The sequence below is a fragment of the Campylobacter gracilis genome, from assembly GCF_001190745.1.
GTDB classification, from domain to species: Bacteria; Campylobacterota; Campylobacteria; order Campylobacterales; family Campylobacteraceae; genus Campylobacter_B; species Campylobacter_B gracilis.
This window is the reverse complement of the sequence record NZ_CP012196.1, coordinates 1,518,814-1,542,042: the sequence shown is the minus strand read 5'-3', so window position 1 is coordinate 1,542,042 and position 23,229 is coordinate 1,518,814. Positions and strand designations below refer to the sequence as shown.

Annotated in this window: 25 protein-coding genes and 1 tRNA gene; 20 read left to right on the top strand and 6 right to left on the bottom strand. The window is 44.0% G+C overall.

The features are described from left to right. Positions 1-33 precede the first annotated feature (33 nt). The 12 genes from pglE to CGRAC_RS07595 all read left to right on the top strand — a co-directional run bounded on the left by pglE (position 34) and on the right by CGRAC_RS07595 (position 11,691). Positions 34-1,131 carry a UDP-N-acetylbacillosamine transaminase gene (gene pglE, locus CGRAC_RS07650; protein WP_040304545.1) on the top strand — a complete coding sequence of 366 codons (1,098 nt, stop codon included), beginning with the start codon at positions 34-36 and terminating at the stop codon, positions 1,129-1,131. Beyond that, positions 1,131-2,936, top strand: coding sequence for a polysaccharide biosynthesis protein (locus CGRAC_RS07645; RefSeq protein ID WP_005873286.1), 1,806 nt, complete (start codon positions 1,131-1,133; stop codon positions 2,934-2,936). Before pglE ends, CGRAC_RS07645 begins: the two co-directional genes overlap by 1 nt. Beyond that, positions 2,933-3,637, top strand: coding sequence for an imidazole glycerol phosphate synthase subunit HisH (hisH, locus tag CGRAC_RS07640; protein ID WP_005873285.1), 705 nt, complete (start codon positions 2,933-2,935; stop codon positions 3,635-3,637). Before CGRAC_RS07645 ends, hisH begins: the two co-directional genes overlap by 4 nt. Next, on the top strand, positions 3,637-4,344 hold the full coding sequence (gene hisA / locus CGRAC_RS07635) for a 1-(5-phosphoribosyl)-5-[(5-phosphoribosylamino)methylideneamino]imidazole-4-carboxamide isomerase (RefSeq protein WP_005873284.1): 708 nt from the start codon (positions 3,637-3,639) through the stop codon (positions 4,342-4,344). The genes hisH and hisA overlap by 1 nt, the downstream gene beginning before the upstream one ends. Before the next feature lie 78 nt (positions 4,345-4,422). Next, the gene (locus CGRAC_RS07630; RefSeq protein ID WP_005873283.1) at positions 4,423-5,286 is read left to right on the top strand and encodes a 50S ribosomal protein L11 methyltransferase; all 864 of its coding nucleotides are present in this window, start codon (positions 4,423-4,425) and stop codon (positions 5,284-5,286) included. Next, positions 5,283-7,232 (top strand): ATP-dependent zinc metalloprotease FtsH, encoded by a 1,950-nt coding sequence (gene ftsH, locus CGRAC_RS07625; protein ID WP_005873282.1) that lies wholly within the window; start codon positions 5,283-5,285, stop codon positions 7,230-7,232. The genes CGRAC_RS07630 and ftsH overlap by 4 nt, the downstream gene beginning before the upstream one ends. A 126-nt stretch (positions 7,233-7,358) precedes the next feature. Further along, a complete protein-coding gene (gene pssA / locus CGRAC_RS07620; protein ID WP_005873281.1) occupies positions 7,359-8,108 on the top strand; it encodes a CDP-diacylglycerol--serine O-phosphatidyltransferase in 750 nt (249 codons plus the stop codon). An 84-nt stretch (positions 8,109-8,192) separates the two neighbouring features. After that, a complete protein-coding gene (locus CGRAC_RS07615; protein WP_005873280.1) occupies positions 8,193-9,707 on the top strand; it encodes a 2-isopropylmalate synthase in 1,515 nt (504 codons plus the stop codon). A 157-nt stretch (positions 9,708-9,864) separates the two neighbouring features. Continuing rightward, the gene (gene atpE, locus CGRAC_RS07610) at positions 9,865-10,203 is read left to right on the top strand and encodes an ATP synthase F0 subunit C (RefSeq protein WP_005873279.1); all 339 of its coding nucleotides are present in this window, start codon (positions 9,865-9,867) and stop codon (positions 10,201-10,203) included. A gap of 70 nt (positions 10,204-10,273) precedes the next feature. Then, a tRNA-Leu gene (locus CGRAC_RS07605) sits at positions 10,274-10,358 on the top strand. Positions 10,359-10,607: 249 nt separating this feature from the next. Beyond that, positions 10,608-11,051, top strand: coding sequence for a hypothetical protein (locus tag CGRAC_RS07600; protein WP_040304487.1), 444 nt, complete (start codon positions 10,608-10,610; stop codon positions 11,049-11,051). After that, positions 10,990-11,691, top strand: a complete 702-nt coding sequence (locus tag CGRAC_RS07595) for an IS1595-like element ISCagr1 family transposase (RefSeq protein WP_005873278.1) — start codon at positions 10,990-10,992, stop codon at positions 11,689-11,691. Before CGRAC_RS07600 ends, CGRAC_RS07595 begins: the two co-directional genes overlap by 62 nt. On the opposite strand, the gene CGRAC_RS11975 is transcribed toward CGRAC_RS07595, so the two are convergent. The 5 genes from CGRAC_RS11975 to CGRAC_RS07575 all read right to left on the bottom strand — a co-directional run bounded on the left by CGRAC_RS11975 (position 11,684) and on the right by CGRAC_RS07575 (position 15,393). Continuing rightward, positions 11,684-11,836: a hypothetical protein gene (locus tag CGRAC_RS11975; protein ID WP_005873277.1), complete on the bottom strand. Its 153-nt coding sequence runs from the start codon at positions 11,834-11,836 to the stop codon at positions 11,684-11,686. The two genes, CGRAC_RS07595 and CGRAC_RS11975, sit on opposite strands and share 8 nt — an antisense overlap. An 11-nt stretch (positions 11,837-11,847) precedes the next feature. After that, positions 11,848-12,513, bottom strand: coding sequence for a hypothetical protein (locus tag CGRAC_RS12235; protein ID WP_005873276.1), 666 nt, complete (start codon positions 12,511-12,513; stop codon positions 11,848-11,850). Positions 12,514-12,764: 251 nt separating this feature from the next. Then, positions 12,765-13,040, bottom strand: a complete 276-nt coding sequence (locus CGRAC_RS07585) for an FHA domain-containing protein (RefSeq protein ID WP_005873274.1) — start codon at positions 13,038-13,040, stop codon at positions 12,765-12,767. Further along, positions 13,027-13,986: a hypothetical protein gene (locus CGRAC_RS07580; RefSeq protein ID WP_005873273.1), complete on the bottom strand. Its 960-nt coding sequence runs from the start codon at positions 13,984-13,986 to the stop codon at positions 13,027-13,029. Before CGRAC_RS07580 ends, CGRAC_RS07585 begins: the two co-directional genes overlap by 14 nt. 282 nt (positions 13,987-14,268) lie before the next feature. Further along, the gene (locus CGRAC_RS07575; protein WP_005873272.1) at positions 14,269-15,393 is read right to left on the bottom strand and encodes a hypothetical protein; all 1,125 of its coding nucleotides are present in this window, start codon (positions 15,391-15,393) and stop codon (positions 14,269-14,271) included. A gap of 467 nt (positions 15,394-15,860) precedes the next feature. Between CGRAC_RS07575 and CGRAC_RS07570 the strand changes: the two genes are divergently transcribed. From CGRAC_RS07570 to CGRAC_RS07535, 8 genes are all read left to right on the top strand, one after another. Further along, on the top strand, positions 15,861-17,123 hold the full coding sequence (locus CGRAC_RS07570) for a hypothetical protein (protein WP_005873270.1): 1,263 nt from the start codon (positions 15,861-15,863) through the stop codon (positions 17,121-17,123). Continuing rightward, complete coding sequence (locus CGRAC_RS07565; RefSeq protein ID WP_005873269.1) at positions 17,120-19,042, top strand: RNB domain-containing ribonuclease; 1,923 nt, start codon at positions 17,120-17,122, stop codon at positions 19,040-19,042. The genes CGRAC_RS07570 and CGRAC_RS07565 overlap by 4 nt, the downstream gene beginning before the upstream one ends. Further along, the gene (locus tag CGRAC_RS07560) at positions 19,042-20,046 is read left to right on the top strand and encodes a DNA polymerase III subunit delta (RefSeq protein ID WP_005873268.1); all 1,005 of its coding nucleotides are present in this window, start codon (positions 19,042-19,044) and stop codon (positions 20,044-20,046) included. The genes CGRAC_RS07565 and CGRAC_RS07560 overlap by 1 nt, the downstream gene beginning before the upstream one ends. An 84-nt stretch (positions 20,047-20,130) precedes the next feature. Further along, positions 20,131-20,544: a 30S ribosomal protein S6 gene (rpsF, locus tag CGRAC_RS07555; protein WP_005873267.1), complete on the top strand. Its 414-nt coding sequence runs from the start codon at positions 20,131-20,133 to the stop codon at positions 20,542-20,544. A 10-nt stretch (positions 20,545-20,554) separates the two neighbouring features. After that, positions 20,555-21,148, top strand: a complete 594-nt coding sequence (locus CGRAC_RS07550; RefSeq protein ID WP_005873266.1) for a single-stranded DNA-binding protein — start codon at positions 20,555-20,557, stop codon at positions 21,146-21,148. Between the two features lie 13 nt (positions 21,149-21,161). Then, entirely contained in the window at positions 21,162-21,422 is a 261-nt protein-coding gene (gene rpsR / locus CGRAC_RS07545) for a 30S ribosomal protein S18 (protein WP_005873265.1), read from the top strand. Positions 21,423-21,540: 118 nt separating this feature from the next. Next, positions 21,541-21,837: a hypothetical protein gene (locus CGRAC_RS07540; RefSeq protein WP_040304482.1), complete on the top strand. Its 297-nt coding sequence runs from the start codon at positions 21,541-21,543 to the stop codon at positions 21,835-21,837. Between the two features lie 98 nt (positions 21,838-21,935). Next, on the top strand, positions 21,936-22,430 hold the full coding sequence (locus CGRAC_RS07535) for a hypothetical protein (RefSeq protein ID WP_005873264.1): 495 nt from the start codon (positions 21,936-21,938) through the stop codon (positions 22,428-22,430). Between the two features lie 329 nt (positions 22,431-22,759). On the opposite strand, the gene CGRAC_RS07530 is transcribed toward CGRAC_RS07535, so the two are convergent. Beyond that, positions 22,760-23,212: a hypothetical protein gene (locus CGRAC_RS07530; protein WP_005873262.1), complete on the bottom strand. Its 453-nt coding sequence runs from the start codon at positions 23,210-23,212 to the stop codon at positions 22,760-22,762. Positions 23,213-23,229: the final 17 nt, after the last annotated feature.

Below are 23,229 nucleotides of genomic sequence, written 5' to 3'. Positions count from 1 at the left end.
GAGGTTAAATTTAAAGATCAAGGAAGGATGAAGATGGCAAGAGTATTTTTAAGCCCACCGAATATGGGCGGCAATGAGCTTGAGTATATAAAAAAGGTATTTGAAAGCAACTATATCGCGCCTTTGGGCGAATATGTCGATAGGTTTGAAAACAGCATCAAAGCTTATACCAAAACGCGCGGCGCGCTGGCGTTAAACGCAGGCACGGCGGCGCTTCATCTAGCGCTTCGCTGCAGCGACGCAAAGGACGGCGACGTGGTGTTGGGCTCTACGTTTACCTTCATGGCATCGCTAAATCCGATATTTTACGAGCGCTGCGTGCCGGTGCTGATAGACAGCGACGAGAGTTGGAATTTAAGCCCGAAGCTGCTTAAAGAAGCGATCAAAAAATCTCCAAAAAAGCCAAAAGTGCTCGTCGTTACGCATCTTTATGGACAGGCTGCGAAGATGGACGAGATATGCGAAATTTGCGCGAACGAAGGCATTGATGTTATCGAGGATGCCGCAGAGGCGCTGGGCGGATTTTATAAGGGTAAAACACTTGGCGGCATCGGAAAATGCGGCGCACTAAGCTTCAACGGCAATAAAATTATCACTACTTCTGGCGGTGGAATGCTGATCTCAAACGATGAGGAGCTAGTGGCTAAGGCCAGATTTTTAAGCACCCAGGCGCGCGAGCCGCTGCTTCACTATGAGCACAAGGACTACGGCTACAACTACCGCTTAAGCAACGTCTTGGGCGCTATCGGCGTAGGTCAGATGGAGGTCTTGCCGCAGCGCGTAAAGAGAAAACGCGAAATTTTTAAAATTTACGAGGATCTGTTTAGAGGCACTGACGTGGAGTTTATGCCCGAAGTAGAAGGCGGCGAGGGCAATAGATGGCTTACGACTCTGCTGTTTAAGCAAAAAGGCGCTCATCTAAAGGTTGTCGACGCTCTAAATAAAGCCGACATCGAATCTCGCCCGCTTTGGAAGCCGATGCATCTGCAAAGCATCTTCGCAGGCGCACTTAGCGTAGTTGACGGCACGAGCGAGGATATGTTCAGTCGCGGCATCTGCCTTCCTAGCGGTACCGATATGAGCGACGAGACGATCGAGCGCGTCGTAAAAATCGTAAAAGAAAACATCTAATGCTGTTAAAACCCACTAAATTTAGCCGCTTCGCGTTTTTTTTGCTAGGAGATATTTTTATCTCGATCCTCTCCGTTTACATTGCGTTTTTGCTGCGATTTAGCGGAGATATACCGAACGAATTCTATAAAGGCGCGCTGCTTAGTGCCTCGAGTCTTACGGCGATTAAAATTTTCTACTTTTGGTTTTTGCGGATCTATTTAGTTCCGTGGAGATTTTTCGGGCTATACGAAGCAAGAAAGCTCTTTTATGCGCACGTTATGGCAGCGCTTACCTTTTTAATCCTATTCTTTCTAGCGAGTAAAATTTTTAACCCATTCCCGCGTTCGGTCATCATCATCGATGCGGCGATCTCGTTTATTTTAATCGGTGGGATTAGAATTTCAAAGCGGATGTTTTTAAGTGAGAAGAAAAATATCACGAATAACGAGCCCTGCATCGTCGTAGGCGCTACGAGCAAGACCTTTCACGTCCTAAAAGGGATGCGGCAAAAATATATCAACTACTATCCGGTGGGTGTCGTGGACGGACGGCCTGAGCTTGTGGGGACGTATTGCGAAAACTACGTCGTCAGAGCCAAGAGCGAAATTCCGCAGATGATCAAAGATAGCGGCGCCAAAACTGCGATCATCGCGCTGGCGCTGTATCCGGACGAGCTAAAGCAGCTCTACGACGAGCTGTTTGCGTACGGGCTAAAGGATATCAAGCTCTTTTCGCTTTTGGAGGATGAGAGCAAAAAGATCCGCGACGTATCAATCGAGGATCTGCTCGCGCGCAAGCCTAAAGATCTCGACACCAAGGCGATTGAAAATTTTATCAAAGACAAGATCGTGCTGGTAACGGGCGCTGGCGGCACGATAGGAAGCGAAATTTGTAAGCAATGCTTAAAATTCGGCGCAAAGCGTCTTATCATGGTCGAGCACAGCGAGCTTAACCTCTACTCGATTAATGAAGCTACGGGCGCGGACGCGCGCAACGAGTTAAAGATGATAAACGTCGTTTATCGCCATGAGCTGGAGGAAGTTTTTGCAGAATTTCATCCCGAGGTGGTCGTGCACGCAGCGGCGTATAAGCATGTGCCGCTATGCGAGTTTAATCCGCATCTAGCGGTCAAAAATAATGTCATCGGCACAAAAAACGTAATTGATCTGTCTAAAAAATACGGCGCGAAAAAGGTTGTTTTGATCTCGACCGATAAGGCAGTGCGACCGACGAACATTATGGGTACGACGAAGCGTATCTGCGAGCTTTACGCGCTAAATTCCAACGACGCGGCAAGTGATACGCAGATCGTCGCGGTGCGCTTCGGAAACGTGCTCGGCTCAAGCGGTAGTGTCATTCCTAAATTTAAACGCCAGATCGAAGCGAACGAGCCGCTTACCGTTACGCACCCCGAGATTACGAGATATTTTATGCTCGTCAGCGAGGCGTGTCAGCTGGTGCTTCAAGCGGCTTCCATCGCGCAGGGCGGCGAGCTTTTCGTGCTGGATATGGGCGAGCCCGTAAAGATCGCCGATCTTGCCAAGCGAATGCTGCAGCTTGCCGGCAAGGAGGAGCTTGGCATTAAATTTGTAGGTCTGCGCCCCGGAGAGAAGCTTTACGAGGAGCTTTTGATCGACGAAAACGACAAGAGCACGAAGTATCAATCCATCTTCGTAACCCACTCTGCAAAATACGACCTGCAAGAGCTAAGCTCGCAGATCGAGGAGCTTTCGGAGTGCGAAGACGCGCAGGTCGCGGATAAGCTAAAGCGTATCGTGCCCGAGTTTTCGCACCGATTGAACGATATGAAGGGCACGGCTTGATCGGTATCGTGGATTACGGCGCGGGCAATATCCAAAGCGTGATGAACGCGCTTAGCTTCTGCGGCGCTAAATTTACTCTCGCGCGCAGCGGGGAGGAGCTTTTGAGCTGCGATAAAGCCCTGCTTCCAGGCGTTGGCGCATTCGGCGAAGCGATGGACAGGCTTCGCGCAAGCGGTATGGACGCCGCGATTAAAGAGTTCGTCGCAAGCGGCAGATATTTTTTAGGTATCTGTCTGGGGATGCAGCTTCTGTTTGAGCAAAGCGAGGAGTTCGGCGCGCGCAGCGGGCTTGGAATTTTACCCGGTCGCGTCGTAAAATTTGACAAAACGAAATTTAATAATCGGGAGGCGGAATCTGGGTCCGAGGATATGAAATTTAGATCGGACGGGGTAGAGCCTAGCGAGCATGGCGGGCAAAATTTTACCTGCGTCGAAAGCCTAAAGATCCCGCATGTCGGCTGGAACAGCGCGCATTTTATCAAGCACTCGCCGATAAATGTGGGTCTAGGCGAGTTTGAGTATCTGTATTTCGTGCACTCCTACCACGTCCTTTGCGAGCGCGAGATCACGCTTGCGAGCACGTTTTACGGCTATGAGTTTGCAAGCGCGATTTGGCGCGAAAACGTATTTGCCTTTCAGCCGCATCCTGAAAAAAGCCACGATGCGGGCATAAAAATCATTAAAAATTTTACGGAGCTGTGATGGAGATTTTCCCTGCGATCGATCTGAAACAAGGATGCGCCGTGCGCCTTAGCAAGGGCGAGATGCAAAGCGCAAAAATTTATTCCAAAGACCCCTGCGAGCTAGCCAAAAAATTTGAAGATCTCGGCGCTAAATGGCTGCATCTGGTTGATCTCGACGGCGCATTTGCGGGCGAGGCGGTAAATTTTAAAGCGATCGAGCGGATCGTAAAAAGCACTCGCCTGCGCGTCGAAGTGGGCGGCGGCATTCGCGACGAAGCGCGCATAAAGGAGTATTTGAACTTAGGCGTCGATAGATTTATCCTGGGCTCGGCGGCGCTTAAAAATAGAGATTTCGTAAGGAGAATGACGAAGCTTTACCGTATCGTCGTGGGCATAGACGCAAAAGACGGGCTCGTAGCGACCGAGGGCTGGGCGGAGCTAAGCCGCGTAAAAGCGACCGACCTGGCTCGAGACTACGCGGATGCGGGCGTTTGCGCGATCATCTGCACCGACATATCGCGCGACGGGATGCTAAGCGGCGTAAACGTAGAATTTAGCCGCTCTATCGCGAAAGCTAGCGGTATCGATACTATCGCAAGCGGCGGCGTGAAAGATATAAACGACATAATTGCGCTTAAAAACGCGGAGCTCATCGCGGGCGTCATCGTCGGCAAGGCATATTACGAGGGCACGCTCGATCTTAAAAAGGCGTTTGAGGCTCTATAAAAACGCCCCAGCGTAAGCAAAGTTTGAACTAAATTTTAGTAATATGCAAATTTTAAAATTTAAAGGCGATGTGAGGCGATGAAAGATTTTTTTTATGAGATGATCGTAAAAAGCGCGAATGCAAGCGAGCTTTTTAAAAACTTTGCGTTTGAACTCGGCGTTACCTGCGTCGAAGAACGCGGCGAGCGTTTCATAATCCGCGACGAAGAGGATCCGCAAAATTTAAAATTTGCGTTTGAAGAGTTTAAAAAGGCGCTCGCGCGATCTCTCAATTTAGACGCCGATCTGCAGATCGAAATTTCAAAAAAGCCTAATGTCGATTGGATCGAGCAGTATAAAAAAGGCGTCGCGCCCGTGGCGGTCGGCAAATTTTACGTCCGTCCGAGCTGGTGCGAAAGATCGCAAGATTGCGCGCTAATCGATCTGCTGATCGATCCTGCGCTGGCGTTTGGTTCAGGTCATCACGAAAGCACCAATATGTGCCTGGCGCTACTTAGCGAGCTCGCTCGCGATGGCATGAGCGCGCTTGACGTGGGCTGCGGCAGCGGAATTTTAAGTATCGCGATGAAAAAACTGGGCGCAAAGGTAAGCGCCTGCGATACCGACGAGCAGGCGGTGGCAGCCACGCAGCAAAACGCCGAGAAAAACGGCGTACAGATCGATCAAATTTGGCTCGGCAGCGTTTCAAGCCTAAACGAGCGAGGCTCAAGCGCAGCCGCGCAGCCGCAGTTTGATCTCGTCGTCGCAAATATAATCGCCGATGTGATTTTGATCCTAAGCGTGGATCTAAAAAAAGCGCTAAAACCGGGCGGCAAGCTCGTGCTGTCTGGAATTTTAGAAAAATATAAAGATAGGATCGAGCGGGCCTTTTCGGATCTAGATTTCGTGCAGATGAAAAAGCAAAACGAATGGCTTAGCTTCGTTTATGAAAGGAAAATATGAATAACAACCCAAATAATCAACCCCCTCAAAACGGCGGCGGAAACAATTTTTTTAATAAAAATCCGATCGGCGTTTTTATAATTTTTGCGCTTATTTTGATAGTCGTGTTTAAAGCGATATCCCCAAGCGGCGGATTTGATAGCGGCGGAGTGCTAGGCTCCGTTTCAGGCGAGAGTAGAAACGTAACTTACTCCGAGCTAAAATCGCAAATCAAAAACTCCCAAGTAAGTATGGTTTCCATTGGAAGTTCCACGATTAAAGCGCAAGTAGGCAACGTAATCTACACCGCCAAGCGCGTGGATGATCCCGAGCTAGTTCAAATTTTAGAATCGCGCAAAATTCCATACGGCGCGTATAATGAGAGTAACTTTTTGACCGATCTGCTCTTTAGCTGGGTCTTGCCGCTCGTGATTTTCTTTGGAATTTGGATGTTTTTAGCCAACCGCATGCAGCGCAATATGGGCGGCGGCGTGCTCGGCATTGGAAGCTCTAAAAACCTAGTAAGCGCCGAAAAGCCGAAGGTTAAATTTAGCGATGTCGCTGGCGTCGAAGAGGCGAAAGAGGAGGTTAAAGAGATCGTAGATTTCTTAAAAAATCCGGAGCGATATATCAGCCTCGGGGCTAAAATTCCAAAAGGCGTTCTTTTGGTGGGGCCTCCAGGCACGGGTAAGACGCTGCTAGCCAAGGCGGTTGCGGGCGAAGCGGACGTACCGTTTTTTTCGGTATCGGGCTCCAGCTTCATCGAGATGTTTGTAGGCGTGGGCGCTAGCAGGGTGCGCGATCTATTTGATAACGCTAAAAAGCAGGCTCCGGCGATCGTTTTCATCGACGAGATCGACGCGATCGGCAAAAGCAGAACCGCAGGCGGTATCGGCGGCGGTAACGACGAGCGCGAACAGACGCTAAATCAGCTGCTTGCCGAGATGGACGGCTTCGGCTCGGAATCAAGCCCGGTAATCGTCCTTGCAGCTACCAACCGCCCGGAGACGCTGGATGCGGCGCTTCTGCGTCCAGGCAGATTCGATAGGCAGGTTTTGGTCGATAGACCTGATTTTGACGGCAGAATGGCGATTTTAAAGGTGCATATGCGCGACGTTAAATTTGCTCGCGATATCGATATCGAAGAGATCGCGCGCCTTACCGTGGGTTTTGCGGGAGCCGATCTTGCAAATATCATAAACGAAGCCGCGCTTTTAGCGGGTCGCGAGGCAAAGGCGGAGGTCGAGCAAAAAGACCTGCTCGAAGCGATCGAGCGTGTCGGTATCGGACTGGCTAAAAAATCGCGCCGCGTAAGTCCGATCGAAAAGCGGATCGTCGCCTACCACGAAAGTGGTCATGCGCTCATCGCCGAGCTTACCAAAGGCGCGATGCCGGTATCTAAAGTAACTATCGTACCGCGCGGATTGAGCGCCGCGGGCTATACGCTAAATTCTCCGTTTGAAAATAGATATCTGCACCAGCGCCATGAAATTTTTGCCGAGATCGATACATTTTTGGCGGGGCGCGCGGCGGAGGATGTGTTTTTAGGCGAGATCACCGACGGAGCGGGCAACGATTTGCAGCGCGCTACCGATATGCTTAAATTTATGGCTACTCAGGTCGGAATGACCGAGGCGCTCGGGCTTGCGGTGCTCGAAAAACAGCAGTATTCCTTCCTAAACGGCGGACAAAGCATCAAGGATTACAGCGAGGTAACGGCGGTTAAGATCGACGAATATGTCCGCAAGACGCTGGATGAGCGCTACGCGGCGGTAAAAGAGACGCTAAGGACCTATGCTCCGGCGATCGAGGAGATGGTGAAGGCGCTGTATGAGAAGGAGACGGTCTCTGGAGAGCAGATCGTAGAGATCATCTCTAAATTTGAAAAAGATAACGGCATGCCTACCCGTCTGGTGCGAAATTTAGGCGCTAACGATGATATCGAAAGCGCAAAGAGCGAGGCTTAAATTTAAAGCCTCGCGCAGGGCAAGAACTTAGCGCTAAATTTTAAGAAGGTCGCGCTAAAATGCTTTACGCGCAATCCGCGGTACCGAATGAAAAGCGGTGCAAAAATAAAATTTAAAGAGTAAGAGATGGAAGAGGAAAAGGGAAAATTAATCTACATATTGCCGAATTTTTTCACGGCGGCAAGCATATTTTTGGCGGTTATCAGCATAATTTCTACGATCAAAGGCAATTTCAGCGCCGCGATCTTTTATATCATATTATCCTTGATCTGCGACGGACTCGACGGCCGCGTAGCGAGGCTAACACATGCGACGTCGAAATTCGGCGTGGAGTTCGATAGCCTTGCGGATATTGTGGCTTTCGGCGTAGCGCCGGCGCTGCTATTTTACTGCGCGGTCGGGCACGATTACGGCAAGGTCGGCTCGCTCGTAGCAGCACTTTACGTGGTTTTCGGCGCGATTAGACTGGCGCGATTCAACGTCACTACGGGCACCTACGAGCCTAGCGTTTTTATCGGGCTGCCGATACCAACGGCGGCGATTACGATGGCATTTTGGATCGGAATTTATCTAAAATATGACCTTTCTAAGGGTTTTGGCGTATTTTTGATCATCGCAATGGCGGCGCTATCGTTTTTGATGGTAAGCAACATACGCTTTCCGAGCTTCAAAAAGATCAGCCTAAAGCGCCCCAACGCGATTAAAATTTTAGTGCTTCTAATAGTCGTATTTTTCTCACTTTTATATCTTTTCAGGCTGGAATTTCCGGCGGTGCTCACTTTGGTTTATATCGTTTACGGTTTGGTTCGCGGAGCTTTAAATTTAAGCGCGGCTAAATTTCATAAAAAAGACAAACCCGAGGAAACGGCGAAATAATCTCAAATATGTTTATCGCCGCGATTGTTTTAAGCTTGCGCGGCTATAATTTCGCCAAATTTTAACAATTTGAAAGGACAGGCAATGGACAAAAATAAAATCATAATCTTCGATACGACGCTTCGTGACGGCGAGCAAAGCCCCGGAGCGTCGATGAATACGGACGAGAAGATCCATCTTGCGTTGCAGCTTGAAAAGCTGGGCGTAGATGTTATCGAGGCGGGTTTTGCGGCGGCGAGCCCGGGGGACTTTGACGCGATAGAAAAGATCGCGAGCGCTGTTAGTAAGGCTCGCGTCTGTTCGCTTGCGCGCGCTTTAGAAAAAGACATCAAGGCTGCGGGCGAAGCGATAAAGGGCGCGAAGCTCGGGCGCATCCACACCTTCATCGCCACAAGCCCCATCCATATGGAATTTAAACTCAAAATGCAGCCGCAAGAGGTCATAAAGCGCGCCGTAGAGTCTGTACAATACGCCAAAAGCCTATGCGATGACGTGGAGTTTAGCTGTGAGGATGCGTGCAGAAGCGATATGGGTTTTTTAAAAGAGATCTGCGACGCCGCGATAAACGCCGGAGCCTCCACCATAAATATCCCCGATACGGTAGGCTATCTCTATCCGGATGAGATCACTGCGCGCATAGGCGAGATCGTTAAGCTTATCGGCGAGCGCGCCGTAGTTTCGGTGCACAATCACAACGACTTGGGAATGGCTACCGTAAATTCCTTAGCCGCTATCTTGGCAGGAGCCAGACAGGTCGAGTGCACGATAAACGGTATCGGCGAGCGCGCGGGCAACGCGGCGCTGGAGGAGATCGTAATGGCGATAAAGACGCGCAAAGATAAATTTGCACCGCTTTATACTGATATAAATTTGAAAGAAATTTATCCATCCAGCCGCCTAGTCGCGAGCATTACCGGTATCGAGCCGCAGCCTAATAAAGCGATCGTGGGCAAAAACGCCTTCGCGCATGAAAGCGGCATCCACCAAGACGGCGTGCTAAAACACAAAGAAACCTACGAGATCATGCACGCCGAGGATATCGGGCTTGATAAAAACTCGCTCGTACTGGGCAAACACAGCGGACGTCACGCCTTTAAAGACAAGCTGGTATCTTTAGGCTATGAGCTTAGCAACGAGCAGATTGAGATCGCGTTTAATAAATTTAAAGCGCTCGCAGATAGCAAAAAGGACGTTTTCGACGAGGATATTAGAGAGCTCGTAAACGACGAGTTCGTGGGAGCCGAAAAGACCTACGAAGTGCTGGTTTTAAGCTCCAATAGCTGCAACAAAGGACACGCTAGCACCGCGCTTACGCTAAGATATAAGGATGAAATTTTAAGCGATAGCGCGCTTGGAAACGGCGGCGTGGATGCGATATTTAAGGCGATAGACCGTATCAGCGGCATTAGCGGTAGCCTGAAGGATTATCAAGTAAAGGCGGTCTCACAGGGTAAAGACGCGCTGGCGAAAGTAACCGTCAAGGTGGAATTTGCGGGTGAGGGTGCCATCATCGGCAGAGGACTTGACGTAGATACGATGCTAGCATCTGCAAAGGCCTACGTTGCAGCGCTAAATACATATCTGGACGCTAAACACTAAGATGTCGGCGTGCACGGTGGGATTTGTTAAATTTAACGCAAATTCCGCCAGATTAAACAAATCAAAAGCAAAATTTTAATAATATTTCACACTTAAAACGTTGGAGTAGGGGGTATTGAGCCGAAACTCGTTTTAAAATTTATTTATGGAGACTTTTATGAAAAAAGTTCTTGTATTGTTATTTGCGCTTTGCGGCGCGGCTTTCGCTAGCGAGCAGCTAAGCGCTTACACTCAGATTGTTTCTTTTTCTGCAATTACCGTTGCGGTCGTTTTGGGTCTAGCTGCTTTGGGTGGCGCATTAGGTATGGGAAATGCCGCTAGTGCGACGCTTAACGGCATCGCTAGAAATCCGAGCGTAGCTAGCAAACTATCGACTACGATGTATATTTCGCTTGCGATGATCGAAGCGCAGGTTATCTACGCGCTAGTTATTGCTTTCATCTTGCTTTTTGCAAACCCTTTCGTAACAGAAGGTCTTGCGGCTGCCGCAAAATAATCCTAAGCCCGAGAAATCGGGCTTTAAACTTATATAATTCAAGGCTTAAGATCAAGCTTTAAAAATTTATGCGACCGTGGTGGAATTGGTAGACACGCTATCTTGAGGGGGTAGTGCCGCAAGGTGTACGAGTTCAAATCTCGTCGGTCGCACCATCTATCAAAATTTTCCATATTTTTTAGTTTTTTTGAATTTTTAAATAATTTTTTAAACCCTATTTTTGGGAATTTTGAAATTACTCTTAAAAAATTCTTAATACTTAAAATCATCGATTCACACATATATTTTAAGAAAAACTACTGTATATTAAAAAATTGTATAGTAGCTTTTTCTACGCCCCCGCCTTGTTAATCCTTTGAGGAAATTCTATAATCTGCCTAAAATTACTATATAAAGGAAGAAAGATGACAGAAGTTTTTACCAAAATTAAGGATAATCCAATTTTTAAATCAGATCCTGATAAAGTAGTCAGGAATTTTATCTTGCCGCAATATAAGCGCACTATGGTCGAAGTTTTAGACGATTTCATAGCCGTTAAATTTTATAGCTCGCTATCTAGAGACGGAACGGTTAAAACACACAGGCACTATCATTATACGCAAGGCGGCAAGCTAATTAAGGCTCTAGGCAATGCCGACGAAATAACATTCGAAGGGGCCAGAATACTGTTAAAGAAATTAATATCAAATAGCCATACTAATGGTGTGACAGCTCCAAAGAATACGTTAGCAAGCGTTTTTAAATTGGCTCTCTTTAACTTAAGCTCACGCAAGGGAGTAGCAAGATATGATGAGAAGCATGAAAAACAAGTATATCTATCGTTCCCGAATTTCGCAGAAGAAATTTAGAGAAATTTTAAAGTATTTTGCAGAGGATATAGAGGCTACTAAAATAGCAAATTTAACCGGGATTTCTAGAATTTCCATTAATAAGATTCTAAAAAGCATTAGAGTTTTGATCTCTCAAGAATGTGAAAATATAAGCAAATTTAGCGGTGAAATAGAGATTGACGAAAGTTACTTCGGAGCTAAAAGAGTAAGAGGTAAAAGAGGCAGAGGAGCAAGCGGAAAGCAGCCGGTATTTGGAATGCTTAAAAGAGACGGCAAAGTTTATACCCAGATAGTTAAAAACTGCTCTGCAAATGAACTGATACCGATACTATCGCAATTTAGCGAGCTTGATAGCTCTACTATCTATTCAGATTGCTGGAAAGCTTATGACGGATTGGTAGATTACGGAGCTAAAGCTCACTATAGAGTAAAACATTCAAAGAATGAATTTGCTAATGGTAAAAATCATATAAACGGTATAGAAAACTTCTGGGGCTATGCTAAACATAGATTATCTAAATTTAAAGGTATTAAGAAAGAGAACTTCTTGCTTCATCTTAAAGAATGTGAATTTAGATATAATACTAAAACTATACAGGAAAACTTATATCAGAAACTGTTGAAATTGATAAGAGAAAATCCGCTTAAGTTTAATTGAGCCTATCAAAAACCTTGACATTATCAGGGTCGGCTAAAACATTTACAGGAATTCCTTTTATGAAATCGATTGTATCCGAAGTGGGCTTGATATACCAAGCAACGCCTTGACTTGAATTGTTAGAAGTATTGTTATCTTCTGGCATGATTTTTTCTCCTATTTATAGAATTTGTAGTTTTTATCTAAATTTTCGATTTGTAAATTAAAATTTTGCAATAAATACTCATTTACTTGTTCATAATCTTGCTTTGTCATTAAATAGACATTTACGGCATTTTTTTGATTGTCATAAAAAACTATGGTGCAAAATAGTATAAATTTATAATCTTTGTTAATTAATAAAGCAACTAATTTTGCTAAACAAGCAAGTAAATTTGATAAAATCAAAAAAAATCCCGCAATAACAAAACCAAATGGTGCAAAAATTTTTTGAACCGAGTTATCTGGTATCTTACCAATCATAGGATAAATACTTTTTCTAACCAAAACAATATTTTGTTTTTCTACTGTTGTATCTCGTTTATCCCAATAAACTTTATCATTATATAAATATACTTTTTCGGGTTTTCTAAATTTTCTAATGAAATCAATAAAAGCCCAAATATTGGCTATTGGAAATGCTACAACCATAAAGCTAAATCTTGGATTTCTCATTTCATTTTTTAAAATTTCAAAAAACTCGCCACTATTCCAATCGACAACACCAGTAAAAAATACAATATAAATCATTATAGTGTTACATACAAGCAAAAATGTAAAACCATACATTATCATTATAAAGTTATTTTTAATGATGAGTGGAGCTTTATCATAATCTCTCATTTTAATCCTTTTTAAAAAATTTCTCTTATTGCAAGAATTTATTTAAATTCCCACAATGCCCACAACCTTGTCATTGCGAGACCACGAAGTGGTCGAAACAATCCAGCAATGAGGCGTTTTGAATTTGCAAATTCGCCTTAATAAACGGCTTCTCCGTTTCGCAACGACATTTTAATGCAAAATTCAAATCTCGTCAGTATCGTTTGATACTGAATTTATTAAATTTACAAATTTAAACTTACTTTACAAATTCATACAATTAGTAAATTTAAATTTGCAAATTCTTTTAACGCTTCAAATCTATTTGGTGTTAGCGAGTTATCATTTAGTAAAGTATGATTTCCAAATAGTTCGCTTCCGTTTGTTATGCTATTTGTGATTAAGGTTTTATTGATTAAAATTCCGTCATTTTTATCTATCCAAGAGATATTTTCTGCGAATTTGTTATTATCCAGGTCGAAGTATATTTTGTTATTTTTTCTCGATATTGTTTTTACTCCATCACCGTTTAAATCAATTTTCGGCATTGCCGTCTCCTTGTAAATTTAGATTTTTATTGAAATTGTTATTTTTTAAAGTTTGGTATTGCTCTAAAATCGCATTATAATAGTAATCGCCATTATATGAAAAATCATTAAAAACGATATTTTGGAGTGTAGGTCTATTGGCAGGAATATATTTAAAATAATATTCTCTCCCATATGTTTTTTCAAAAAATCTTTTTTTGTTCGTTGTCAGTAGATTATGGGTAACGCAAAATTCTGATATTTCGTTATTGACAATGGCATTTGCTAAAAGCCAAGAAAACATAATATTTGATGCAATGACTATGTCGTTTTTTGTATCGTGATATTTTAAGACTTTTTTATTTATAAATACAAAATCTGAAAAAAGTATATGCTTATTTTCGCCAATATAAACGAAATTTTCCAAAAATTTACCATTTTCATCAATAATGTATTTTTCATTGAACGGATAAAAAGGTTCTATTTTTAAAATTTCATCATTATCAATTATCTCTTGTGCGTTTTGCATAGGCGTGTCGGCATTACAAATTTTAGAACCTAAATTTAGTAAATATTCTAAATTTAATCTTTTATCAAGCTTGAAAAATTCGCATTTGTCATCAGGGTATTTGTCTCCATTGCAAAAATAAAATCTTGTTTCAGCAAAGTCATTTATATCTCTATGGATATTTTTCATCTTTTTTATATCTTTTGCTGGATAATTGTCTAAATAGTGAATTTTTTTTAGAAAATCTTTTATATAAAAATTAATTTTTTCATGCTCGGTTGCTGTTTTAAAATCTATCTTGTTTTCCAAATATTTTACTTTATCGTATTTGTCAAACATAGCTTCTAATTCGGCAATATGCCTTTTGTCGTCTTTATAAAGTTGATAAGCAAATGAAATAATAAGACACAAAGTAAATAAAATAAATATTATAAATAAAATTTTAAATAATTTTTTCATATTTTTCCTTTCAAATTTAAAGTTTAACTTGCGAATTTAAACTCGGTAAGTATCGCTGATACTGAATTTTATGAATTTATAAATTTGAACTTACTTTACAAATTCACACAATTAGTAAATTTAAATTTGCAAATTTGATATTTGGATCTGTTTGATCTGAATTAGCCCTCGGTTAAACCCAAAATCCATGGCAGTCTTTTTTTACCGTAGCTTGTTAATTGTTCAATCCCCTATACCCCGCCCATGCTAGCTCTGCATATATTTTTAGTGCCTCAAATTTTCTCATTTTCTATCCTTTCTGAAGAATTCCTCTATCATCTTTTGATTACACTTTTCTATTGAATTAGTTTCATTTTTGTTACACATCCAAAACTCACCGCCAGATTGCGGACCCAAAGCACTCACTAGAGCTTGCAATATCCAAGTGTGATAAGACTCATAGATGTATATATTGTCGGCTAGTATCTTGCCCGTATTTATATCTTTTATGATTCCACCGTAGTTAAATCCCATGCCCAGCATATTATCGAATATAGTTTTTATATTAGGCTTTGGTTCTAGGAGATGATATGGATCTTCCACTATAAGCTCGGTAGGCGCTATCTCATCTTTGGAGATTTCTTTGCGCGCTATGCATTTGTCTTTATAAATTTGCTTGTAGTATTCCATTTTTTTATCTACGTCTTGTAGCCTATCTATAACCCGTTTTATTTGATAGTCGTCCCATGTAAATACCTTGCCGTTCATATTAATAGGGTTTGGGCTTCTATATCGTTCTTGCACTATTTTTATTATTTTGTCCACTACTATTCTTTGTTGCTGCGGGTAACTCTTTTTTCTCTCTTCGTTATCAAACCAAGCATCATAATATATCTCTTTATACTCGCCAGGTTTTGAGTGGTACTCGTCGTAAAGTTGTTTAAATTCAGAGTAAGGTATTTTTTTATCGGACAAGTAGTCCTTTAGTTCTTCATCTATCGACATAAAGCATTTATTTGAAGTATTGTTATCTACGTAAATTCTAAAAAATTTACCATTATTGGCACTATCTTTCGCTTGAACTCTATAATCTATATAGTCCAAATCGCCATTTATCAACATCGTAAAAGCAATGTCTTTAGTATAATCTTGCGATGAGAATTGATTTGCTTTGGGAAATCCTAGATCAAATTTCTTTTCTCCGGCATAATATGCTCTTATAGCGGGCTTTTCATAGACGTTTATTTTGCCGTATAGATATCCGTAGCAGTGAAATATGGCAGAAACTATAAATCCGTCACCGAAAAATACGACAAACCAAACAAAAAGCCAAAAACGTTTGCGTTTGCCTTTAGGGGCGATTAAGGCAACAAAAAAGCTTATGGTAAAAAAAGCGGGTATTATGAAAAGAAATACTATACTGCGCATATCTAACCCTTATAAAAATACATATGCAAATTTGTAAAGCCCAAAAAGCTTCTTTAGTAGCAATATTTTATTGCTCTATATCTTAGCTCGTCATTAAATTCCATATAAATTCAAGTAGATGAATTTATATGGAATTTTAAAAACTAGCTTGAGTATCTTAAAGTTATTTTCGGTTTTTAAGTCTTTTTGGCTCTTCAAACTTCTGTTTTAATCAAGCTCTTTATAAACGGAATTTCGATGCATTCTATACGAAAGGGGATTAAGATTTTATAAAATGGCGCTTGAAATTTTGTTTTTATCGCCGCGACAAACGGGCGGGTTGATCTGCGATTTTCAAACGCAAAAAAAGCGCTTAAAAGCCTCGCGAGCTGAAGCGGAATTTAGACGCAACGGCGGCGTTTTGCTTTGCAATTTGAGTTAAAATTTGATATGATTGTGCGAAATTTATAATTGAACGGCTTTTGAAAATGAATAAATTTATAACCCAAAAAATAGGCGCGCTCGCGGGCTTTAGCGATGAAATTTTAAAAATTTTAGCATCGTTTGATGCGGACGTTTCGAACGTCAGGCTCGCTTTGCAAATTTCAAAAAACGCCCCCCTTGCGGATAAAATTTTAGATTTAGCCTTTTGCGGTTTGTCTAAATTTAGCGCCGAAGGACTTGCAAGGCAAAATTTTACTGCCGCGAACGGGCGGTGCTATCTCCAAAGCACGGAGCCTGTGAAGTCCATAGGATGCCACTTACAAGATGCCGCAAACGATTGGCTGCAAAACGAGTGCACCTCGAGCGAGCAAAAGGGCGCAGACTTGGCGGGGCGGAGCGATAGTCTTAAATTTAATCATTCAAATGACGCAAACGGCGCAAACTGCAGCGACGAGAATTTTAAATTTAACCTCTCGCAAGCAGCAAGCGATACGCAGCAGCAAAATCAGCACGCCGCTGCGAAAGCCGATTGCGCGCTAGGTTCAAGCATTTCCGCGCAAGCCGAACGAGCGCCTGGACGAGAGCAGATACAAACGCAGCAGCAAAAACAGGAGCAAGAATGGGAAAGAGCGCAGGAGCAGGGACAAGAGCAGGGCGCCGCGGCATTAAAGACGCTAAATTTGCAGCAGCCGTTTGGAAATTTACAGCGAGCGTTTGAGCTTTACGGGCGCGAGCAGATGCGAGCGTTTTTTCTATTTGCCATATTCGACGAGATGCTAAAGCCGAGCCTGCAGGCGTATCGCATCGATCGCGAAAAGCTCACGCAGGTCTCGCTGCTGCGAAATCTGCTTATGTTTTCGTGGATCAAATCCTACCCGCAGATCGAGCAAAGTATCCTTTCAAGCGTGATTTTAGTGGAGTTCGGGCGAGTTTTTATCGACGAGCAGGTGTGCGCAGCGGGCAAGGCGGAGGAATTTTACCATGCCATCAAGGGCTCGATCTTTCCGCAGGATTTTACCGATGTGGAGATGAAATTTTGCGGCACGAACCGCGAAAGCGTTTCGCACGCGCTATTTGCGCATTTCGGGTTAGAGCAGATCGCGCAGGACGAGCTGTATTCAAACGCTCCCGACGACGTGCCTTTTGAGAACAAATCTCGCTATGCGATGCTAAAGATCGCCAAAACCGCGGTCAATATCTACCATCACTTCGACGAGCTTAGCATCGACAACGCTTTAAATTTACTAGTCGAGTTCGGCTTCGAGCAGGAGGCGTTTTTAGAGGCTAAAGGCGAAATTTCGATATGAAAGAGTTCCTGCGCGCCTTTAACTCGGGCGTATTTGAAAAGGATCTTAGCGGCGAGCAAAAGGAGCTCGTGCGCAACCTCCTAAATATCGGCGCTATCAGCGCGCACAAGGGCAAGCTCTATCTAAATGACGGCTATGTTTTCGGCAGGCTCGACATCGCGCGCGACGGCACGGGCTATCTGCAAAGCTTCGACGATCGCTTCAAGGCAGATCTCATCATCGAAAACAGATATCTAAGCGGCGTGCATCTGGGCGATCTGATCCTAGCAAAAATTTTAAGCTCAAGAAAGCCCCGCCTGCACGCAAAGGTGCTGATGTGCGTTAAACCCGCATTTTTAACGAGCGTGGTTTATACTAAAAGCTTCGGGCGCGAAATTTTAGGCGTGAACGTCAAAACCGGTCTCGCAAATCCGCTCAAAGCCACGCAAAAATCGCTAAAGCAGCTGCCCGCAAATACCCTTTTAAAGATCGATAATCTAACAAATGAGATTACCGAGGTGATCGGAAGCTTAGCCGATCCCTTCGTCGATGAGAAAATTTCTTTAGCGATCTACGATAAAAACGACGAATTTAACGAAGCGTGCAAGCAGCAAGCCGCGAGCTTCGGCAGCGAAGTGGACGAGGCGCTGTATCCGCAGCGCGTAGATTTGCAGCATCTGCCCTTTTGCACCATCGATCCCATCGACGCCAAGGACTTCGACGACGCGATCTATTTTGACGTAAAAGAGCGCACGCTTTACGTCGCGATTGCCGACGTGAGCGAATACGTAAGCGAATACTCGCCGATCGATAAGGAGGCGAAATTTCGCGGCTTTTCGATCTATTTTCCGCACAGATCCGTGCCGATGCTGCCGCGCGAGCTTAGCGAAAACATCTGCTCGCTGATGCCGAATCTTCCGAGACTGGCCTTTGTTTTTAAAATCGCTTTGGATGAAAATTTAAACCCGCAAAAGCAGGAGCTTTTCGAAGCGATTATAAGATCAAAACGCCGCTACGATTACGACGAGGTCGATGAAATTTTACGCACCCGCAAAGCGAGCGAGCCTGAAATTTTAAGCTGGCTCTTGCCGCTTAATGAAATTTGCGAGCGCCTGCGCCGCGCGAGGCTAAAACGCGGATTTGATTTCCGCACCAAGGAGCTTCGCATCACGCTTGATGAGCGCGGCCTAATAAGCTCCACTCGCTTTGAGACCGACACTCCGTCGCACAAACTTATCGAGGATTGTATGCTGCTAGCCAACAAAGCCGCTGCGGCGCGCATCGAGCGGGGCGTTTTTAGAAATCACGGCTCGGCGGAGCTTAAAAAAATTTACGCGCTGCTTGACGATCTGGCGCTGTTCGGCATCGACGCGCCGTATCAGAGCAACCTTGCTAAAATGATCGGCGAAATCCAAGCGCAAGCCGATGCCATGGGGATCCGCGAGGAGGTCGATAAGCTCATCATCAAGGCTCAAAAGCGCGCCGAGTACGGATCCGAATCGCGCGGGCATTTCGGGCTCGGATTTGATAACTACACGCACTTCACAAGCCCGATCAGGCGCTATTCCGATCTCATTTTGCACCGATTGCTAAAGGCGCAGATGAGGGGGGATGAGAAATTTTATAATTACCTGCTTTTAAACATCGACGCGACGTGCGCGCGGCTAAACGAGCTAGAGCGCGAGGCGGACAAGGTCGCGTTTGATTTTATGGACCGAAAATTTGCGCGCTGGGCCGCGGAAAATTTGGGCAAAAAATTCCGCTGCTACATCGACGAAAATGGAAATTCCGTCACCGCAAAGCTAGACGACAAGCTAAAGGGGGCTAAAATTTTCGTTTCAAATTTCGCCGGCGACATTTTAACGCCCGTGCTGGTAGAGCTTACGGATGCAAACATCGCTAGCGGAGTGATTTTAGGCAGGGTGGTAAAGAAGATCTGATGTATAGGAAAGAATTTGACGGGCTTATCGCAAGCGGCAGGGTGCCGAATTTCGTGCTTTTGCGCGGTGGAGACGATTTTTCAAACGAGCTTTACGCGCAGCGCCTGAAGCAAATTTACGCCGCGGAAAATTTTTTGAGTTTGTATTTTTTGGAGTATGATTTTGAGCAGGCGCGAAGCTTCTTGGAGCCCTCGCTTTTCGGCGGCAGCAACACGCTTCACATCAAAACCGCCTCGCTCATCAAAAAGGAGGAGCTACGAAGGCTCATCGCGCTGTGTAAGTCGGACGCGAATAACCATCTAATCTATGAGCTAAACGATAGCGAAATTTCTGTAAGCGCGGATTTTGTCAAGGAATTTGAACGAAACGAAGTGAGATTTTTCAAACCCTCGGGCGTGAATGAGGCCATAGCGCTGCTTGCGCAAAAATGCGAGATGTGCGGGCTTTTTGCAAACACCGCCGCGCTTAGCAGGATCTACGCCATCCACAACGAAAGCCTGAGCCTAAGCGCGAGCGAGATAGAAAAATTTGCAAGTTTGGGGCTCGAGCTTAACCTGCAAAACGTAAATTTAATGGTTTATGGCCTTAGCGAGGTGAGCTACGACGAGCTTTTCGATAAAATTTTCAGCCTTTGCGATTTTCGCGTAGATTTTTACAAAATGGCTCTGGGCGGCGGATATAACGAGATGGAGCTGATAAATTATTTCTACCGCCTGATTTATAGAATTTTTCGGCTTCATGCTTACGTAAAAATAAACGGCAGATTTGATTTTAAGGCGGTTTTAGGCTATCAGCCGCCCCCTTCCGTGGCCGCACAGATGCAGCGCTACGCCACTAGCTTTTCTACGAGGACGTTTTATAAAATTTTCGCTCACTTAAACGATTTGGAATTTGAACTCAAAAGCGAAAAGAACGCGGCGAAGGATGAGCTTTTGCTCGCGTCGTTTTTGAGGTTGCAGCGCATGCTGCTAAGTTCGCTCGGGCAAAAAGCAAATATTAAGTGAAATTTTAGTAATATCCCCTTGCATTTTTTGCAAAATCCTTGCCCGCAGACGCTGTTTGCGAGCTAAAATCCATAAGGAGAATTTATGAGAAACTACGAGGTTTTATTCATCGTTAAGCCCACGCTTACCGACGATGAAGTTAAAACAAAAGTCGATTTCGTCAAAGAAATCATAACCAAAAACGGCGGAGAGATCGCTTCCGTAATCGAAATGGGCGCTAGAAAGCTTGCCTATAAGATCGACAAATATGAGCGCGGAGTTTATTTCGTAATCTATTTTAAGGCCGAGCCGAGCTTGATCTCTGAACTTGTTAGAAATCTGCGCATCACCGAAGATATCATTAGATTTTTGACCGTCAAATATGAGACTAAGCGTGAAATTTCCGCTTGGGATAAACTAAGCAAAGGCATCAAGCTAAGCCCTGCGAAAAAAGAGCGCGAGCCAAAAGCGCCGGTAGAGCCAAAAGAGCCTGAAGAAGCAGCCAAAGAGGGCGAATAAAGGATAAAATATGTTTAATAAAGTAGTTTTGGTAGGTAATTTGACCCGAGATATCGAGCTTAGATATCTGCAAACGGGCACCGCCGTAGGCAAAACCGGCATCGCCGTTACGCGCAGATACAATAGCTCAAACGGCGAGAAACGCGAAGAAACGTGCTTTATAGACATAGATTTTTTCGGTCGTACGGCCGAGATCGCAAATCAATACTTGCGAAAAGGCAGTAAAATTTTGATTGAAGGCCGCTTAAAGCTAGATCAGTGGCAGGATCAAAACGGACAGAACCGAAGCAAGCACTCCATCAGCGTAGATACGATGGAGATGCTAGGAAGCAATCAAGGTGGAAGCGGCGGCTATAACCAAGGCGGCAATTACGAGGGCGGCAATTATGGCGGAAGCTCCGGCGGCTACGGCGGAGGAAATTCTAGCTACGGTAATTACGGCGGCGGAAATAGCTATGCTAACAGACAAAACTCAAATTCAAGAGGCGCAAAAAACGATTACAACGCGCCTAAACAAAAAGAGCAGAGTTACGAAAGCACGATTCCGGAAGTCGACGTCGATGCCGATAAATACGATGATGGCAACGACACGATCCCATTTTAATTAAGGAAAAATCATGGCAGATAAGAGAAAATATACTAGGAAGTATTGCAAATTTACGGAGGCAAAGATCGAATTTATCGATTATAAGGACACGGCGCTGCTAAAGCACTGCCTAAGCGAGCGCTTTAAGATCATGCCGCGTCGCTTAACCGGCACCAGCAAAAAATACCAAGAGATGGTAGAAAAGGCTATCAAGCGCGCGCGCCAAGCAGCCCTTATACCTTACATCGTCGATCGCAAAGGCGTGGTCGTAAATCCATTCGAAAATCTTTAAATTTTAGCGGTGCAAAGCCGCTAAAATTCCCCCTATTTTAAACTCTAAATTTTAAAATTTAAGCCCGCTCTTATATATATATATATAATTCCACCTATATTTTTTCAAAGGAGAAATTATGGCAGAGAATGAACATCCGGATCATTTAATGTGCCCATTTTGTGGCAAAGACGACATCAAATACGGAGCAATCGTATGCGGTGGGTGCCAGGCGGAGATCTCTTATAGCAGACCCTGGTTAAAGACGCTTCTTATTTCTATACTTTGGCTGTTCTTTGGAGGGGCTTTTACCAAGGATAGCGGTACTCTATTTTATATCGTCTTGGGTATCGGCGTGTTAGGTATCATTGGGTCTATTTTTATGGCGCGAGATCATAGTCCGCAATTTCATAGGATCATGAAGCACGTTAAGTAGCCTATGTTCCGCCGTCTATTGGCGGGGATAAATTTTGTAATTCTCCGATTAAATTTAAATTTGGAGAATTACATTACTTAAATTTTAAAAGATAGATTATGAATTTTTTCCTAGGCTTCCTTGCTGGTAGCGGTGCTTTTGATGGGCTTGCAGCTGCGGTTATCGTTTTTGGCGTCATAGCCATTTTGGGTGGTTTTAATGCCGTTATAGCTTCCATTCCTGCTTTTATAGTGTTTTGCGTTGCAAAGGCATTTTTGGAAGGCTTGACTTCTAACGTAAATAATAGATTCGTTACCCTTGTCGTTCCGATTACTGGAGCTTTAGTGCTAGCATACTTTACGGCTGATGCTGTTTATAAAAGTGAGCAGGCAAAAGACGCTGAGCGCGAAGTGCAGAAGCAACAAAATATGACGCAGCAAGATAAAGTCTATTATATCCAGCGAAGTCTGATGTTCGGTAGCTACGGTGTGGCAATCGACGGTAAATGGGGCAAAAAGACTATGCAAGCGGCGCAGAAATATTCGGGCTCATCCGCAACCTCGATCGATGAGCTTTATGAAGCGGTTAAGGCTAAAAAAGAGGGCAGAAGATAAAATTTAAATCGCAAGCAAAGTTTGCCTGGCTAAATTTTAAAATTTGCTGGTTTTTTATATCTCTTATCGGGCGCGTTTCAAAACATATTGTGCCGTTTTTTAAAAATCTCTTAAGTCCGATTGGGGCGTAAATTTTAAAAATGGGGCTTGAGCGTTTTTGAGGTAAGCGGACGAAATAAACTTGCTTGTGCGCGGACTATGTAAATTTAATAAATTTAGCTGCAAGACACGACGAAATTTACGCTGTTTGCGGCTTGCAAGCGGGATAAATTTAAGGGCGTGATCTTTACGGGAAAATTTTATGCGCGACCGATTGGGCGCGCGGTTTTTTATAAAAGTTTAAATTTCTTATGCTCAAAGTGGTATTTTTTCTGCGAAATCGCGTTAAATTTAAGGCTATCTATCCTGGAAAAATTAACGGCGTATTCCTTCAAGCAAGCGAGGATGAAAGAGAAGCGGTAATTGCCATTTTCGTAAAATATCTCGCTCGTTATTATTTCGCCTGCTGCCGCGCCGCATCTTTGATCCGAGCTCATAACGCATTTTAGTTCATAATATCCATTTTGCAAATCTCCGATGTAAAATTTCAAATGCAACTTTTCATTAATTTGCTTTTTGGGTAGCAATAGCGCATCGTTGAAGCTTATGCCCGCAAAAATTCTTTCTAGCGCATGCATATTTTTATGCAGCCCTGCTAAATACGCCTCGTATCGCTGCTCTCTTGAGGCATATTCGCTATCTTTTATATTGCCCTTGATCCAATCTAAGTCAAAATATAGCACTTCAATCTCTTCGGTTT